15 protein-coding genes are annotated in these 16,452 nt (G+C 65.0%); 2 read left to right on the forward strand and 13 right to left on the reverse strand.

Translation table 11 applies throughout. The annotated features are described in order from the left end of the window. Positions 1 to 230 precede the first annotated feature (230 nt). Both eda and edd read right to left on the reverse strand, forming a co-directional pair. A complete protein-coding gene (eda, locus tag ABQJ48_RS11680; RefSeq protein ID WP_367838173.1) occupies positions 231 to 872 on the reverse strand; it encodes a bifunctional 4-hydroxy-2-oxoglutarate aldolase/2-dehydro-3-deoxy-phosphogluconate aldolase in 642 nt (213 codons plus the stop codon). A 25-nt stretch (positions 873 to 897) separates the two neighbouring features. Next, a complete protein-coding gene (edd, locus tag ABQJ48_RS11685) occupies positions 898 to 2,826 on the reverse strand; it encodes a phosphogluconate dehydratase (RefSeq protein ID WP_367838174.1) in 1,929 nt (642 codons plus the stop codon). A gap of 289 nt (positions 2,827 to 3,115) precedes the next feature. Between edd and ABQJ48_RS11690 the strand changes: the two genes are divergently transcribed. Next, positions 3,116 to 3,961, forward strand: a complete 846-nt coding sequence (locus ABQJ48_RS11690; protein WP_367838175.1) for a MurR/RpiR family transcriptional regulator — start codon at positions 3,116 to 3,118, stop codon at positions 3,959 to 3,961. 119 nt (positions 3,962 to 4,080) lie between these two features. Here ABQJ48_RS11690 and ABQJ48_RS11695 read toward each other — a convergent pair whose 3' ends face one another. The 9 genes from ABQJ48_RS11695 to ABQJ48_RS11735 all read right to left on the reverse strand — a co-directional run bounded on the left by ABQJ48_RS11695 (position 4,081) and on the right by ABQJ48_RS11735 (position 14,150). Then, positions 4,081 to 4,497 (reverse strand): CopD family protein, encoded by a 417-nt coding sequence (locus tag ABQJ48_RS11695; protein WP_367838176.1) that lies wholly within the window; start codon positions 4,495 to 4,497, stop codon positions 4,081 to 4,083. 69 nt (positions 4,498 to 4,566) lie between these two features. Next, positions 4,567 to 5,838 (reverse strand): glutamate-5-semialdehyde dehydrogenase, encoded by a 1,272-nt coding sequence (locus tag ABQJ48_RS11700; RefSeq protein WP_367838177.1) that lies wholly within the window; start codon positions 5,836 to 5,838, stop codon positions 4,567 to 4,569. A gap of 261 nt (positions 5,839 to 6,099) precedes the next feature. After that, complete coding sequence (gene holA / locus ABQJ48_RS11705) at positions 6,100 to 7,218, reverse strand: DNA polymerase III subunit delta (RefSeq protein WP_367838178.1); 1,119 nt, start codon at positions 7,216 to 7,218, stop codon at positions 6,100 to 6,102. 78 nt (positions 7,219 to 7,296) lie between these two features. After that, entirely contained in the window at positions 7,297 to 7,848 is a 552-nt protein-coding gene (locus ABQJ48_RS11710) for an LPS-assembly lipoprotein LptE (RefSeq protein ID WP_367838179.1), read from the reverse strand. 91 nt (positions 7,849 to 7,939) lie between these two features. Then, positions 7,940 to 10,531 (reverse strand): leucine--tRNA ligase, encoded by a 2,592-nt coding sequence (leuS, locus tag ABQJ48_RS11715; protein ID WP_367838180.1) that lies wholly within the window; start codon positions 10,529 to 10,531, stop codon positions 7,940 to 7,942. A gap of 449 nt (positions 10,532 to 10,980) precedes the next feature. Then, positions 10,981 to 11,412 carry an ExbD/TolR family protein gene (locus tag ABQJ48_RS11720; protein WP_331605505.1) on the reverse strand — a complete coding sequence of 144 codons (432 nt, stop codon included), beginning with the start codon at positions 11,410 to 11,412 and terminating at the stop codon, positions 10,981 to 10,983. A gap of 85 nt (positions 11,413 to 11,497) precedes the next feature. Continuing rightward, positions 11,498 to 12,208 (reverse strand): MotA/TolQ/ExbB proton channel family protein, encoded by a 711-nt coding sequence (locus ABQJ48_RS11725; protein WP_367838181.1) that lies wholly within the window; start codon positions 12,206 to 12,208, stop codon positions 11,498 to 11,500. Positions 12,209 to 12,378: 170 nt separating this feature from the next. Further along, positions 12,379 to 13,176 carry a 4-hydroxy-tetrahydrodipicolinate reductase gene (gene dapB, locus ABQJ48_RS11730; protein ID WP_367838182.1) on the reverse strand — a complete coding sequence of 266 codons (798 nt, stop codon included), beginning with the start codon at positions 13,174 to 13,176 and terminating at the stop codon, positions 12,379 to 12,381. Positions 13,177 to 13,328: 152 nt separating this feature from the next. Beyond that, a complete protein-coding gene (locus ABQJ48_RS11735; protein ID WP_367838183.1) occupies positions 13,329 to 14,150 on the reverse strand; it encodes an outer membrane protein assembly factor BamE in 822 nt (273 codons plus the stop codon). Positions 14,151 to 14,308: 158 nt separating this feature from the next. Here ABQJ48_RS11735 and fur point away from each other — a divergent pair, with 158 nt between their 5' ends. Continuing rightward, positions 14,309 to 14,737 (forward strand): ferric iron uptake transcriptional regulator, encoded by a 429-nt coding sequence (gene fur, locus ABQJ48_RS11740; protein WP_367838184.1) that lies wholly within the window; start codon positions 14,309 to 14,311, stop codon positions 14,735 to 14,737. 116 nt (positions 14,738 to 14,853) lie between these two features. Here the strand turns inward: fur and ABQJ48_RS11745 are convergent, their stop codons facing one another. Both ABQJ48_RS11745 and alc read right to left on the reverse strand, forming a co-directional pair. Then, entirely contained in the window at positions 14,854 to 15,366 is a 513-nt protein-coding gene (locus tag ABQJ48_RS11745; protein WP_367838185.1) for an ureidoglycolate lyase, read from the reverse strand. Positions 15,367 to 15,378: 12 nt separating this feature from the next. Then, entirely contained in the window at positions 15,379 to 16,389 is a 1,011-nt protein-coding gene (alc, locus tag ABQJ48_RS11750; RefSeq protein WP_367838186.1) for an allantoicase, read from the reverse strand. Positions 16,390 to 16,452 lie beyond the last annotated feature (63 nt).

Here is a 16,452-nt window from a genome sequence, read left to right on the forward strand (position 1 = left end):
TTGATTGTTTGTGCGCAATGAGTGCCGGCACTGGGCCTCATCGCCATCTGCGCTGCCCCGACAACCGGCTGACCGCGCGGACGGTGAATTTTACTGGTTGTTTCCCGATAGCGCGCGTGCATCGGTCATGCGAATCCAATCGCAAAAGGAGCCTCGGCGCGACAGCCGGGGGGCTGTATCGGCGAGGCTCCTGGTCGGGCCTTGATCGTGCCGCTCGAAGTAGTTGGGCGTTAGTGCGCGGGCGCGGCGAGCTGACTGGCGGCGCGCGCGAGGCGCGTGACCTCGGCCCAGTTCTGCGCAGCCAGCGCAGCCTTCGGCGTGAGCCACGAACCGCCGACGCACACCACGTTCGACAACGACAGGAAATGCGTCGCCGTTTCGGCCGTGACGCCGCCGGTGGGACAGAACTTCAGCGTCGGGAACGGTCCGTGGAACGCCTGCAGCATCGGCACGCCGCCGGCTTGCTGCGCCGGGAAAAACTTCACGATCTCATAGCCGAGTTCCAGTGCCGCGATGATGTCGGTCGGCGTCATCACGCCCGGCAGCAGTGGCAAGCCCGCGTCCTGCGCGGCTTGATGGATCTCTTTCGTGAGGCCGGGCGAGACGCCGAACTGCGCGCCCGCTTTCTTTGCCTGCGCGCAGTGCTCGGGCTTCGTGATCGTGCCTACGCCGACCACGATATCGTCGGCCAGGTGGCTCGCGCGCTCGATCGCCTCGAGGCCGGCTGCGGTGCGCAGCGTGATTTCCAGCACCTTCACGCCGCCCGCGTGCAACGCGCGCGACACGTGCTCACCCTGTTCTGCCGAGTCGAACGCGAGCACCGGAATCACCGGGCCGAGGCGCACGATATCGCTTACTGTTTTCGACGTCATGGTCAGACTCCTTTTTCTGCAGCGCTTAGCTGGCTTGGATCGGGCTGGTGTGTTTGTCGGTATGCGCTTTTGGCGCCGTGCCGCGGTGCGTGGCGTGCTGAGCCGTGTGCAGGTCTGCGTGTTCACCCACCATCTTGCCGAACACCGACGCCCCCTGCTCCGCCGGCGCAGCCGCCGCGCGGAACACACCGAACAGCTCGCGGCCGAAGCCGACTTCGTTTTCCGCCTGATGCTTCGGCTCCGCGTTCGGCCGCGCGGCCCACTCCGCCGCGTCGATTTCGACGTCGAGCACGCCCGCTTCGGCGTCGATCAGCAGCATGTCGCCGCTGCGCACCTTGCCGATCGGGCCTTGCAGCAACGCTTCCGGCGACAGGTGGATCACCGCCGGCACCTTGCCCGAGGCGCCCGACATGCGGCCGTCCGTGACCAGCGCGACATGGAAACCCTGATCCTGCAATACACCGAGCAACGGCGTCAAACGATGCAGCTCGGGCATGCCGTTTGCCCGCGCGCCCTGAAAGCGCACCACGGCGATGAAATCGCGCTTCAGTTCGCCCTTGTCGAAAGCCTCCTGCACCGCTTCCTGCGAATCGAACACGATCGCCGGCGCCTTCACCTTGCGATGTTGCGCCGCGACCGCCGAAATCTTGATGACGCCACGGCCGAGCTTGCCTTGCATCAGACGCAGGCCGCCGTCCGGCTGGAACGGCTCCTCGATGCCTCGCAGCACCGATGTGTCTTCGCTCGCCTGCACGCCCGGCACCCATTGCAGTTTGCCGTCGATCAGCTTGGGCTCTTCCGTGTAATGCTTCAGCCCTTTGCCCGCCACCGTGTTCACGTCCTCGTGCAGCAAGCCGCCTTCCAGCAGATTGCGCACGAGGAACGCGACGCCGCCGGCCGCATGGAAGTGATTCACATCGGCCTTGCCGTTCGGGTAGATCTTCGCGAGCAGCGGCACTGCTTGCGACAACGCGTCGAAGTCGTCCCAGTCGATCACGATGCCCGCCGCGCGCGCGATCGCCACAAGGTGCAGCGTGTGATTGGTCGAGCCGCCCGTGGCCAGCAACGCGACTATGCCGTTGACCACCGCTTTCTCATCGATCACATGGCCGATCGGCATGTAGTTGCCGCGCTCGACAGTCAGGTCCAGCACGCGGCGCGCGGCCTGCGCGGTCAGCGCGTCGCGCAGCGGCGTATGCGGATGCACGAAGGCCGAGCCCGGCAGATGCAGGCCCATCACTTCCATCAGCATCTGATTGCTGTTGGCGGTCCCGTAGAACGTGCAGGTGCCGTGACTGTGATACGCGGCGGCTTCCGCTTCGAGCAGCGCGTCGCGGCCGCATTGGCCGGTCGCAAAGCGTTGCCGTGTCTTGGCTTTCTCGTCGTTGGACAGGCCGCTCGCCATGGGGCCGGCCGGCACGAAGATGGTCGGCAGATGGCCGAATTGCAGCGCGCCGATCAAGAGGCCCGGCACGATCTTGTCGCAGATGCCGAGGCACAGCGCGGCGTCGAACATGTTGTGCGTGAGCGCAACCGCCGTGCTCATCGCGATCACTTCGCGCGAGAACAGCGACAGTTCCATGCCCGCGTTGCCCTGCGTGACGCCGTCGCACATGGCCGGTACGCCGCCCGCGAACTGCGCGACGCCGCCGTTTTCGCGCGCGGCCTGCTTGATGATGTCCGGGTAGTTTTTGTACGGCGCGTGGGCCGACAACATCTCGTTGTACGCGGACACGATGCCGATGTTCGGCTCGCGAATCTGCTTGATGACGAGCTTGTCGTTACCTTCGAGACCGGCGAAACCATGGGCCAGGTTCGCGCACGACAGCGCGCCGCGCGCCGGAAACTTGCCCTGCGCGTGATGGATGCGGGCCAGATAGGCGCCGCGGGTGGGCTTGCTGCGCTCGACCACGCGTCGCGTGACCTTCAACAGTTGCGAATGCGGGGAAACCATGGGAGCTCCTTCGTCGCTGGCGTCGGGCACACGGCGCTTGGCCAGGTAGGTGTCGCGGGGGCGTCGGCTCAACCGACGACGCCATGTTAGTAGAAAAACTACATCACCGCAATGAGGCTTGCTGCTGCGCCGCCGCATCAGAGCCCGTCGCGCAACGCCTTTCAGGCGGGCCTTCGGCCGCGAAACGACCAAACCAGGGATTACACCTAGACGTGGCAATGTAGTTTTTGTACCTTCTCGTGCAATCCGCTATAGTCCACGCATCTTCCAGCATAGTGCGAGTTTTCCGATGATGCTGTCCCAAGTCGCAGAGATGCGCGAGCAGTTGCGCCCGTCCGAGCGCAAGCTGGCAGATTACGTGATCGAGGCGCCGCGCGAGGTGCTCGACCTGTCCATGACGGAAGTCGCCGCGCGCGCCGGCGTCAGCCAGCCGACCATCGCGCGGTTCTGTCATGCGCTCGGTTTTTCCGGGTTTCGCGAGTTCAAGATACGGCTCGCGCAGGGCATCGCCGCCGAGGTGCCCGCCGTCTACCGCGACGTGCGGGCCGACGAGCCGACGCCGGGTGTCGCCGCCAAGGTGCTCGACCGCACGATTGGCGCGCTGATCCAGGTGCGCAACAATCTCTCGTCGGACAGCGTGGCGGCGGCCATCGGCATACTGGCGCAGGCGCGTCGCATCGAGTTCTACGGCGCGGGCGGCTCAGGGATCGCCGCGCTCGACGTGCAGCACAAGTTCTTCCGGCTCGGCATGCCGAGCGTCGCGTATTCGGACCCGCACACGTTCCTGATGTCGGCGGCGCTTTTGGGCGAAGGCGATGTCGTGGTGGCGATCTCGAACACCGGCCGCACCCGCGACATCATCGACGCCGCGCAAGCCGCGCTCCATGCGGGCGCAAAAGTGATTGCGATCACGCACGGCAATTCGCCGCTCGCGCGGCTTGCGACGATCGGCCTGTTTGCGAACGTCGACGAAGACACCGACATTTTTTCGCCGATGACCTCGCGCGTGTCGCATCTGGCAATCGGCGATATTCTTGCCGTCGGCGTGGCGCTCAGCCGTGGGCCGGAGCTGGTGGAAAAGCTCGCGCAGACCAAAGAGGTGATTCACCGGCGCAGGGTCGATTCGAGCCGGTGAGCATCGGCAGTTCGCGAAGCCGCGCGCGGGATACAAAAAGGGCTGTTTGCCGGTTGACCGGCAAACAGCCCTTTGTCATGAGCGCGATGAACTTCGGGTCGGGGCGCCCCTGGGCCGAATCAGAACGGTTTGATCACGACCAGTGCGACGGCCGCCAGCATGCCCAGCACGGGCAATTCGTTGAACATCCGGTACCACTTGTCCGAACGACGATTCTCGCCACGCTCGAAAGTCCGCAGCAGCACGCCGCAATACGCGTGATAGACGATCAACAGCACCACTACGCCGACCTTCGCGTGAATCCAGCCTTCCCCGCTGCCTATGCCGATGAAGAGCCACAGCCACAGACCGCACGCCAAAGCCGGCACCGCGATGAAAGTCATGAAGCGGAACAGCTTGCGCGCCATGATCAGGAGCCGCGCAATGGCGGCGGGTTCGGTTTCCATCGCCAGATTGACGAAGATGCGCGGCAAATAGAACAAGCCGGCAAACCAGGAGGCAATCAATACGATGTGAAACGTTTTTACCCAAAGCATCAGCGGTCCCTTGTGCAACGTGATGGCGCTGGCCGGCGCGCGTGCCGGCCGCAGCGGCGACGGCCGCGCCTATTGACGGCCTTCGCCGTGGCCCAGCACGACGTATTTGAGCGACGTCAACCCTTCCAGGCCGACCGGACCGCGCGCGTGCAGCTTGTCATTCGAGATGCCGATCTCCGCGCCCAGGCCGAACTCGAAGCCGTCCGCGAAACGCGTCGACGCATTGACCATCACGCTGGCCGAATCCACCTCGCGCAGGAAGCGCATCGCGCGGTCATGGTCTTCGGTGACGATTGCGTCCGTGTGCTGCGAGCTGTAGGTATTGATGTGGTCGATCGCCGCGTCGAGATCGTCGACCAGCTTGATGGCGAGCACCGGCGCGAGGTATTCGGTGCGCCAGTCTTGCTCGGTGGCATCGACGAGCGGGCCGACGCCCGCATCGGCCAGCACCGCGCGCGCCGCCGCGTCCACGCGCAGTTCGACGCCCTTCTCGCGGTACAGCTTGCCGAGCGGCGGCAGCACGTCGGCGGCAATGCCGCGTGCGACCAGCAGTGTCTCCATCGTGTTGCAGGTGCCGTAGCGGTGCGTCTTCGCGTTGTCGCAGACGGTCAGCGCCTTGGCCAGATCCGCGCGGTCGTCGACATAGACATGGCAGATGCCGTCCAGGTGCTTGATCATCGGCACGCGCGCTTCGCTGATCAACCGCTCGATCAGGCTCTTGCCGCCGCGCGGCACGATCACGTCGACGTAGTCGGTCATCGTGATCAGCTTGCCGACCGCCGCACGGTCCGGCGTGGCGATCACCTGCACGGCGTCTTGCGGCAAGCCGGCGGCTTGCAGCCCTTCGCCGATCAGCTTTGCCAGCGCGGTATTGCTTTCGAGCGCTTCCGAGCCGCCCCGCAGAATCGTCGCGTTGCCGGATTTCAGGCACAGCGCCGCGGCGTCGATCGTCACGTTCGGACGCGATTCGTAGATGATGCCGATCACACCGAGCGGCACCCGCATCTGGCCGACCTGGATACCGCTCGGCCGATACTTGAGATTGCTGATCTCGCCGATCGGGTCGGCCAGCGCCGCCACCTGCCGCAAGCCTTCGAGCATCGTGTTCAGCGCTTTGTCCGACAGCGTCAAACGGTCGATGAACGCGGCGTCGTGCCCTTTCTCTTTTGCGCGCGCGACGTCGCGTGCGTTGGCTGCCTTGAGCAGTGCGGCATCGCGCTCGACGGCCCGCGCGACGGCCGCGAGCGCGGCGTTCTTCGAAGCGCTCGAAGCGCGCGCCATCGCACGCGATGCCTGGCGGGCGCGGCGACCGAGGTCGGTCATGTACTGGTCGATATCCATGGTCATTCTCGTGGTGCCGTGCACGTCGACGTGCTGCGGACAAGCAGGATTAGCGAAAGAACAAACGATTGTAAGTCGGCTACAGGTGCATTGCTCGCGGCGGCCGCTGTGGCCCGGCTCGAGCCTGCGCGCTACACGCGGCGCCTCGAAGAACGATTGCGGCCGGATGATGCGCGCCCTCGCCGAGGCGCGCGCGAGGCTAACAGAAACTATCTCGCGGCAGGGTCGCGCTGCGCTTCATGCTCTGCCTGGGGCTGCGGTTCAAGCCAGCCTTCGCCCCGGCCCGCCAGCGTCCGCCCGAGGTCGTGGCGGCGGCACCGGCGCCGGCTTCGGCGACGCGAGCGTCATGGCGAGTTCGAACAGGCCGTCCCACGGATCGGGCGGCGGATCGTTGCGATGATTGCCCGGCGTGCCGCCCGACAATCCCTTTACCTGCCGGTCCAGCCGCGCCGCCAATGCCAGCGCATTCTCCAGCGCGCTCTCGCTGACACGCGAGAGGGCCGGCCCGATCAGCCGCTCACGCGGGCCCCACACGCGGTTCTCCCGCAGCAGCACCGCAAGCGGCTTGCCCGCCGCGACGCCGCGCTTGATCCGCAACAACGTGCGCACTTCTTCGACGAGCGCCCACAACACCAGCACCGCGGCCTCGCCCTCGCCGCGCAGCCCGTCGAGCATGCGCGCCAGACGGCCGACATCGCCGGCCAGCATCGCTTCGTTCAGCTTAAAGACGTCGTAGCGCGCGACATTGAGCACCGCGTCGTGAATCTGTTCGAAGCTCAGCGATCCGGCCGGATACAACAGGCCGAGCTTCTGAATTTCCTGATGCGCGGCGAGCAGATTGCCTTCCACGCGTTCGGCGATGAACGCGAGCGCGCGCCGGCCTTCGTCACCCGCAGCCACCCGCTGGCCCTGCGCGGCGAGACGCTGACTGACCCAGTTCGGCAACTGGGCGCGTTCCACCGGATCGATCTTCAACGCGACGCCCGCGTCCGCGAGCGCGGTGAACCAAGCCGACTTCTGGGTGGCCGCGTCGAGCCGCGGCAGCGTGACCATGGTCAGCACGTCGTCGTTGACGGCCGCGGCGAGCGCCTTCAGAGTCTCCGCGCCTTCCTTGCCGGGCTTGCCCGACGGAATCCGCAGTTCGACCAGTTGACGGTCGCCGAACAGCGACATCGACTGGCTCGCACCCAGCAGCGAGCTCCAGTCGAAACTCCGCTCGACCGTAAACACCGAGCGGTCGGTAAAGCCGGCAGCGCGCGCGGCCACGCGAATGCGGTCGCAGGCTTCCTGCGCGAGCAAGTGCTCGTCGCCGTACACGACGTACAGTCCGGCGAGTCCCTTCGCGAGATGCGCCTGGAGCGCGTCAAGTCGCAGTTGCATGGCTAGTCGTCGGCGATGTTGAACAGGCGCGGTGAACGGAACCCGGCATCGACCACGGCATCCGACACGTCCTCACGCTCACAGCGGCGGCGGCGGCAACGGCGCGCGCGGCGCGATGGCCGGCACGCCTTGACCCGGCGCCGGATTCATCGAGCGCACCACCCCGAGACGGCGGACCAGCTGGTCGATCGCGTCGCTTTCCATATCGGCGAACAGGATGTCGGCCTCGGCGGCCTTGGCTTGCGAGAACTGGTCGCTATAGGTCATCGCGCGGTTCAACGCGATCACGCTCGGCGGAATCAGCACCGTGCCGTCCTTGCCGGTCAGCGTGTAGTTCATCGACAGATTCAGCTCATACTCCGCTACGACGCCGAGCGAATTCAGCGTCAGCGTCCGCGTGCCGCGGGCTTGCGTGAGTTGCAGGACCGCGTCGGCATTCGCGATCGAATTGACCACCACCGTGTCGCTGCCGCCCTGCACGACCCGCGTGAGCCGCGCGACGCCAGCGGCCGAACCGCCCGAAATATAGAGGCGCTTGAATGCGTAGTCCTGCTGGCCGCGCAACTGGAAGCCGCAGGCCGACAACATCAGTACGCTGCAAGCCAGCGTCAAGAACGATCTGCGAGTCACATTGGCTCCCGGTTCGCAGTAGATGGTGCAACGCAGACAAGCGCCGCCATGCGCGGCGCCGCGTTGTATGCCGACATGTTTTCGTGCGCCCTCAAACGACCACGTTCACGAGACGGCCCGGCACCACGACGATCTTCTTAGGCGCCTTGCCTTCGCTGAACTTCGCGACCATTTCGTGAGCCGCGGCGAGCTGTTCGATCGCTTCGCGCGTCGCGTCTTTCGCCACGGTGATCGCGCCGCGCACCTTGCCGTTCACCTGCAGCACGAGTTCGATCTCGGCCTGCTCCAGCGCCTTTTCGTCGACCTTCGGCCATGCGGCGTCGAGCAGCGAGCCGAACTGGTCGGCGTAACCGAGTTCCTGCCACAACTGGAACGTCAGGTGCGGCACCACCGGGTACAGCACGCGCAACATCACGCTGTAGCATTCGCGCAGCACGGCCGGGCGGGCGCCCTTCGCCCCGTCGAGCGCGTTGAGCATCTTCATTGCGGCCGACACCACCGTGTTGTACTGCAGACGCTGGTAGTCGAAGTCGGCCTGCTTGAGCACGCTGTAGATCTCGCGGCGCAGCAACTTGTCGGCCTCGCCGAATTGCGCGGCGTCGAGCTGGCCGCCCGCACGCAACGCGGCTTGATTGGCGTGCCCGAAGTTCCACACGCGGCGCAGGAAGCGGCTCGCGCCTTCGACGCCCGACCCGGACCACTCGAGTTGCTGCTCGGGAGGCGCCGCGAACATCACGAACAGACGCGCGGTGTCCGCGCCGTGCTGATCGATCAGCAATTGCGGATCGACGCCGTTGTTCTTCGACTTCGACATCTTCTCCACGCCGCCGAGCACCACCGGCTGCCCGTCCTCGTTGAGAACCGCGCCGACCGGCCGGCCCTTGTCGTCGAACGACACCGTGACGTCCGCCGGGTTGTACCAGGTCTTTTTCCCCGCTTCGTTTTCACGGTAATACGTTTCGTTGAGCACCATGCCCTGCGTGAGCAGGTTCCTCGCGGGCTCGCCGAACTTGATCAGACCGAGGTCGCGCATCACTTTCGCCCAGAAGCGCGAGTACAGCAGGTGCAAGATCGCGTGTTCGATGCCGCCGATGTACTGGTCCATCGGCGCCCAGTAATCGGTGCGCTCATCGACCATGGTCTTCGCGTCCGGCGCCGCATAGCGGTAGAAATACCACGCGGAATCGACGAAGGTGTCCATCGTGTCGGTTTCGCGTTTGGCCGCGCTGCCGCACCTCGGGCAGGCGCAGTTCACGAACGCTTCGGACTTCGCGAGCGGGTTGCCCGTGCCGTCCGGCACGAGGTCTTCGGGCAGCACCACCGGCAGATCTTTTTCCGGCACCGGCACGTCGCCGCAGCTCGGGCAGTGGATGATCGGAATCGGCGTGCCCCAGTAGCGCTGGCGCGACACACCCCAGTCGCGCAGACGCCAGGTAATCTGCTTGTCGCCAAGCCCCAGTTGCTTCAGGTCAGCGGCGATCTGGTCCACGGCCTGTTCGTAATCGAGGCCGTCGTACTTGCCGCTGTTGACCAGCGTGCCGGCCTTCTCGCCGTACCATTCCGCCCAGACTTCGGTCGAGAATTCCTTGCCTTCGACCGCGACCACCTGCCTGATCGGCAGGCCGTATTTCTTCACGAACGCGAAGTCGCGCTCGTCGTGCGCGGGCACGCCCATCACCGCGCCTTCGCCGTAGCTCATCAGCACATAGTTGCCGATCCAGACTGGGATCTGTTCGTGCGTCAGCGGGTGCGTGACGTAGAAGCCGGTGGCCATGCCCTTCTTTTCCATGGTCGCGACGTCGGCCTCGGCGACGCCGCCGCGCTTGCATTCGTCGATGAACGCCTGCAGTTCCGGTTTGTCCTGCGCAAGACGCGCGGCGAGCGGATGTTCGGCGGCGATCGCGCAAAAGGTCACGCCCATGATCGTGTCGGCGCGCGTGGTGAACACGCGCAGCAGCTTCTGTTCGCCGTCGATTTCATACGGGAAGCCGAAGTTCACGCCGAAGCTCTTGCCGATCCAGTTCTGCTGCATGATCTTCACGCGCTCGGGCCAGCCGAGGCCGTCGAGGTCGTTCAGCAATTCGTCCGCGTACTGCGTGATGCGCATGTAGTACATCGGGATCTCGCGCTTCTCGACGAGCGCGCCCGAGCGCCAGCCGCGGCCGTCGATCACCTGCTCGTTGGCGAGCACGGTTTGATCGACGGGGTCCCAGTTGACGGTGCCGGTCTTCTTGTACGCAATGCCCTTTTCGAGCATCTTCAGGAACAGCCACTGATTCCACCTGTAGTAGTCGGGGCTGCAGGTCGCGACTTCGCGGGTCCAGTCGATCGCGAGGCCCATCGACTGCATCTGCTTCTTCATGTAAGCGATGTTGTCGTAGGTCCACTTCGCGGGCGGCACGTTGTTGGCCATCGCGGCATTTTCGGCCGGCATGCCGAACGCGTCCCAGCCCATCGGCATCAGCGCGTTGTAGCCGTTCATCCGCTGATAGCGGTACATCACGTCGTTGATCGTGTAGTTGCGCACGTGCCCCATGTGCAGCTTGCCAGACGGATACGGCAGCATCGAAACGCAATAGAACTTCGGCTTCTCGGCGGTTTCCGTCGTCTTGTACGCGTCGATGGCGCGCCATTGTCCTTGCGCGGCGGCTTCGACGTCGGAGGGAACGTATTTTTCGTGCATGGTGTGATGAGATCGCTGGGTTCGGTGCTTTCGCACCGGCCGCTTTGGTGCTCTGCTGGGTGAAATGGCGTCGTTCCCCGGGCGGCGGGGAAAGGGCTGATTATACCGTTCGCGGAGGGGTACGCCGCGCTGCGTGGTGTGGGTGGTGTGCGGTGTGGTGCCCGATGCGTGCGGGCGTGGTGCGGCTAGATGCGAGACCCGCGCCGGGTTCGTGCCTGACTCGGGTCCGACTCTTGCTCGACTTTTGCCCGGCTCTTTCCCGACTCCTTCCGACTCATGCCCGACTAGTAGCGGACTCTTGCGGGACTCTTGCGGGACTCTCGCCCGACTCCCGCCCGACTCGTACCGGACTCTTGCGGGCATGGCGCGGGCGTGGTGCCGAATTCGTGCAGGCGTGCTGCGGGCCGGTCCGCGCGCGGCGCGCAACGACAGCGCAACGGTTGCCCAATTTAACGCGCGGCGTCCGGCGGCGGCGGGTCCGTCACAAAACCGATCCGCTCGAGCCCCGCCTGCTGTGCCGCGCCCATCACCTGCGCGATCACCTCATAGCGCGTCGCGCGCTCCGCGCGCAGTTGAATCTCCGGCTGCTCGGCCTGTTTGCCCGCTTGCGCGAACCGCCCGCGCATCTGCGCGAGCGTAATGACGTTGCCGTTCCAGTACAGCTTGCCGGCGGCATCGATTGAAAGGGAAATGGTTTGCGGTGTCTGGCGCGCGGGCGCTGCAGCGACCTTCGGCAGATCGAGCCGGATCGCATGCGTGAACAAGGGCGCCGTGATGATGAAAATCACCAGCAGCACCAGCATCACGTCGATCAGCGGCGTCATGTTGATCTCGGCCATCGGCGCCGCCGTCTGCTTTTTTTCCAGTCCGCCGAATGCCATTTCGCCTCCTGAGCTTTCCGCGTGGACGTTCGTCTCTAGTGTCCAGAATGAGAAATTGATTGCCTCGTTTTTCCAACTCGGGACACTAGTGGGCCGAAGCCTGATGCGAGCGGATCGGCGCCTGAGCCGGCTCAGCCGGCGCGCACGCGTAGGCATGCAGGTCGTGCGCGAACCCGTCCAGTTCTTCCGATAACTGCCGCACGAAACGGCCGAGCACGTTGTACCCGAGCACCGCGGGAATCGCGACCACGAGCCCGAAGGCAGTCATGATGAGCGCCTCGCCGACCGGCCCCGCGACATTTTCGATTTGCGCCTGCCCACTCGCCGCGATACTGCCGAGCGCGTGATAGATGCCCCACACGGTGCCGAGCAGGCCGACGAACGGCGCTGTGCTGCCAACCGAAGCCAGCAGCACCTGGCCGAACTCCAGCCGGCGCTGCGACGCGTTGAGCGCCTGGCGCAGCGCACGCAGCACGCGTTCGCCGCGCTCGACTCGCGCGAGCAACACACCGGGAATATCGACTTCGGCCGCGTGCAGCGCCGCTTCGGCGAGCGGGGTGAAAACCCGCTCGCGATCCGCGCGCCGCAATGCCGCGACGCCTTCGGAGAGCGTCGGCGCCTGCCAGAACTGCGCGATTGCCCGCGTGGCCTGGCGTTTGGCGCGCGTGAGGATCCAGCTCTTGACGATCAGAAAGCACCAGCTCGCAACCGACATGGCCAGCAGCACGTAGGCGACGCCATGCGTGATGGCGTCGCTGGACTGCAGGTAATGAATGATGCCGCTGCTGCCTGCCATCTGAGCTCGCCTGGAGAAGTGATTTCAGAGAACGCGCAGGGACGGGTGACGCCCCGGCTGGGTATTCAAGCTCGGTGTTCGAGCTGAGCTTAGTGCTCGAGCTCGCCGTTCGCGCTTGCTGCTCGAGCTCGGCGCGAAACTCCGCGCTCAGACTCACGCGCAAGGACCGTTCAACGCAGACCGAGCACGTCCTGCATATCGAACAAGCCGGTTTGACGGCCTTCGAGGAACCGCACGGCACGCAGCGCACCTTGCGCGTACGACAAACGGCTCGCCGATTTATGCGTGATCTCGATGCGCTCGCCGATACCGGCAAACAGCACCGTATGGTCACCCACGATATCGCCGCCGCGAATCGCCGAGAAGCCTATCGTGGACGGATCGCGTTCGCCGGTTACGCCTTCGCGGCTGTAGACCGCGCAGTCGTCGAGATTGCGGCCGAGCGCGTGGGCGATCACCTCGCCCATGGTCAGCGCGGTACCTGACGGCGCATCGACCTTGTGGCGATGATGTGCCTCGATGATCTCGATATCGTAGCCGGTCGCGAAATGCTTCGCCGCGTATTCGAGCAGCTTCAGCGTGACATTCACGCCGACGCTCATGTTCGACGACAGCATGATGGCGATTTTATCCGCCGCCGCGCGCAATTGCGCTTTCTGCTCGTTGTCGAAGCCGGTGGTGCCGATCACCATTTTGACGTCGTGGCGCTGCGCCGCTTCCAGATGCATCATCGTGCCCTCTGGGCGCGTGAAGTCGATCAAATAGTCCGATTCGGCGAACACGCGCTCGATGTCGTCGGTGAGCCGCACGCCCGTCTGTTTGCCGAGAAACGCACCGGCATCCTGTCCGAGCTGCGCGGAGCCCGCGCGGTCCAGCGCGCCGGACAACGTGGCGTCAGAATCGTTAAGGACCGTTTCGATGAGCATGCGGCCCATACGGCCCGATGCGCCGGCAATGGCAATTTTCATGGCTACGAGGGTTCGAAAAGGCAAAACCCGGCAAATGCGGGCAAAAGCGACGGCGGGCAGCACGCCCGGGCGCCGCACCTCATTGGCAAGCTAAGAATCCGGCGGGCACCGCGTATGACGAGGTGCCCGCCTACACAACAAGGACAGCCTGACTACTCGCCCGTTCCCGAAGTCGACGGGGAAGCCGTCACGGGTGCGGCGTTGCTCGGGCCGCCGCTGCTTTGCGCACCGGTCGGACCGACCGGATTGCTCTCCGGCGGCGCAGCCGGCGGCGGCGGCCGGTGGAACTGGAACTGCGGTTTACCGGCGGCCGTCGGCCCTTGCGGCGGAATGCCTCCACCATTGGCCCTCGGCGCCGTAGCCCGCACCGGCGACTGGCCGTTCGGCGTGGATGGCACCGCGTTCACCGCACGGTTGGCGGCTTGCGCGGCTTCCGCGTTCGCGTCGGTGGACGGTGCAGCTGCCGCGGCGGCGCCCTCGGCGGACGGCGAGCCGGTGGTTTCCACCGTAGCCGCCGGCGCGCTTGCGGCGGCCGGCGCGCTTGCCGCGGCCGCGCTGGTCGCGCTCGGCCTTCTGCCGCCACGCCTGTCGCCGTCGATCTCCGCGAGCAATTCAAGATTGGACGGCAGGTCTTCGCCGCCCGTCCAGCTCGCGACGATATCGCCCGAGAAGAACACGACGAAGTCGCGCTGCTGCACGATCGAAGTGGAGCCGCGTTTGAAATAGAACACGTAGTCCCAGCGGTCCGCGTGGAACATGTCGGTCAACAGCGGGGTGCCGAGCAACTGACGCACTTGCGCGCGCGTCATGCCGACCTTCATTTGTGCAGCCGCTTCCGACGATACGAAATTGCCTTGCACGACTGTAATCCGGTACGGCGTAATGCTCTGGGCGATGCGTTGTGTCAGGCTGTCGTAGGTGGAACATCCGGCAAGAACCGCGACAGTCGCAACAGCGATCAAGGTACCCCGCATGCGGCTCCCCCGGTAGATCAATTGAGATTTTGAAATCATTTCACTCACCGTGCGGGCCCGCTGACGAGCCGCGCGAGTTTCATTCCATCGAAGATGACCGGAACGGCAAAAACACATTACTATGAGAGCCCAGCATTGTACTCTAGGGATCCCTTGTCATGACCAATCCAACCGATCTCAAGAATATCGGGCTCAAGGCGACCCTACCGCGCCTCAAAATCCTTGAGATTTTTCAGCACAGCCCGGTGCGTCATCTGACAGCCGAAGACGTGTACCGCAATCTCCTGCACGAGGAACTCGATATTGGCCTTGCAACGGTGTATCGGGTGCTGACGCAATTCGAGCAGGCCGGCCTGCTTTCGCGCAGCAATTTCGAATCGGGCAAGGCAGTGTTCGAACTCAACGAGGGGTCGCATCACGACCACCTGGTTTGCCTCGATTGCGGACTCGTAGAAGAATTTTACGATTCGGAAATCGAACGGCGTCAGCAGTCCATTGCCAAGGAACGCGGCTTCAAGTTGCAGGAACACGCGCTCGCGCTGTATGGCGCCTGCACGAAGGAGAATTGTCCGCATCGCAAGCATTGACACGTGGCGTCGGCCGCGCTGGGGTGCGCGGAGCGGCAATGAGAAAGACCCGGCCGATGCGAATCGGCCGGGTCTTTCTCATTGTGGCTGGAGTGCCGCGTGCACGGCGCGCGTGGCTACGCCACCAGTTCGGCGCTCGCTTCGAACATCAGGCGCCACGGCTCGCCCAACGGCAGTTCGTCGCAGTTGTTGCCCTCGCCGCCACGATCGATCACCACGAAATCACTCGCCTGATCGAGCGCGAGCAGGGGGTGATGCCACACGCCTTTCGCGTAATTGACGCCCTGCCACGTGTCGGTCCAGAACGCCCGCATGCGTGCCGGATCGAACTCGCCCGGCGGCGCGACGACCACCAGGTAACGCCTCTGCACTAACGGAATGAAGGCCTGGCTGCCGAGCGGATGCCGCTCCATCATCGTGATGTCGACGGGCAACGCGCGCGGCTGCGCACGAAAGAGATTGATCAGCGCGCGGCCGCCGCGCTCGGTTACGTCTACGTTGGCGAGATCGTGATAGCGCTCGGTCGTGCCGCCGTTGATCGCGAAATGGCGCGCACCGTCAAGTTCGATGACGTCGCCAAACGGCGCGAATGCCGCGCGCGTCAAACGTTCCACCTGCAATGTCTTCATCGCGCCGCTCCGTTATGCAAGCTCGCCCCACAGGCGCAGGCGCGACACGCCGCCGTCCGGAAAGATGTTGAAACGCACATGCGTGACCGGTCCGAGCGACGCCACGCCGTCGGTGAACGTATGCACATGGTCCATCTGCAGCTTCTGTTCTTCGAGCAGCACCGGCCAGAACATCGCCTGCGTGACGAGCGAGTCGTCCGTGCCGCCCGTCACCGATGCCGCCTGTACGGAACAGCGGTCGGGGAAGTTGCCCTTGAAGTGCGCGGTGTCGACTTCGATCTTGCAGATCACGCCCGGCCGCGCCAACGCCACGATCGCCCAGTCGTTACCCGGTTCGCGACGGCGCCGGGTTTCCCAGCCGTCGCCCATATTGACGCCGCGGCCTGGCATGAGCATCTGCGACGCCGGCCCGAAATGCTGATTGTTCGCGGCGACCAGGTACGCGCCGTTTTCGATTGCGGCAAGGTCCAGCAGCGTGCCGCGCTCGACGCGCTCCCAGTCGCGCCTCGGCTGGCCGTACACGCGCAAGCGCGCGAGCCCACCGTCCGGATACAGATTCACGCGCAGATGGGTGAACGCCCGCGCGTCGTTCACTTCGACGTAGTGGTGCTGATTGCCCTGCAGCGTAGTGGCCGGCACCAGCGTTTGCCAGTCGGCGTCATCGGTCGGGACCTCGCCATCCACGTGACAGGCGTCGATCGACGCGGCCGGCGGAAAGTTGCCCGTGAAGTGGCTCGTGTCCAGGTCGACGCCGTGCACTACGCCCGGCCGCGCCAGCCGGATCACGCAGTAGTCGTGGCCGGTGCTGCGCTTGCGGCGGGTTTCCCAGCCGTCCATCCACTTGCCGTGGTCGTCGTATTTGCCGGGGATGAAGACCGCCGCTTGCGGTTCGAGCATGCGCTCCTTCGGCGCGAAGAATTCGTCGCTGGCGTGCAGTGCCTTTGCGCCCAGACGCGGGTCGGCAAGGTTCATGTAGCGGCGGGTGAAGGCGGGGGCGTTAGGGTCGAGAATCGGAGTGGCCATGATGGTCTCGGTGAAAGCAAAGAGTTGGGGACCGGCGGCAGCGTCGCCGTATTCGCCGGTATG

The sequence above is a fragment of the Paraburkholderia suaedae genome (assembly GCF_040812055.1).
Lineage (GTDB): Bacteria > Pseudomonadota > Gammaproteobacteria > Burkholderiales > Burkholderiaceae > Paraburkholderia.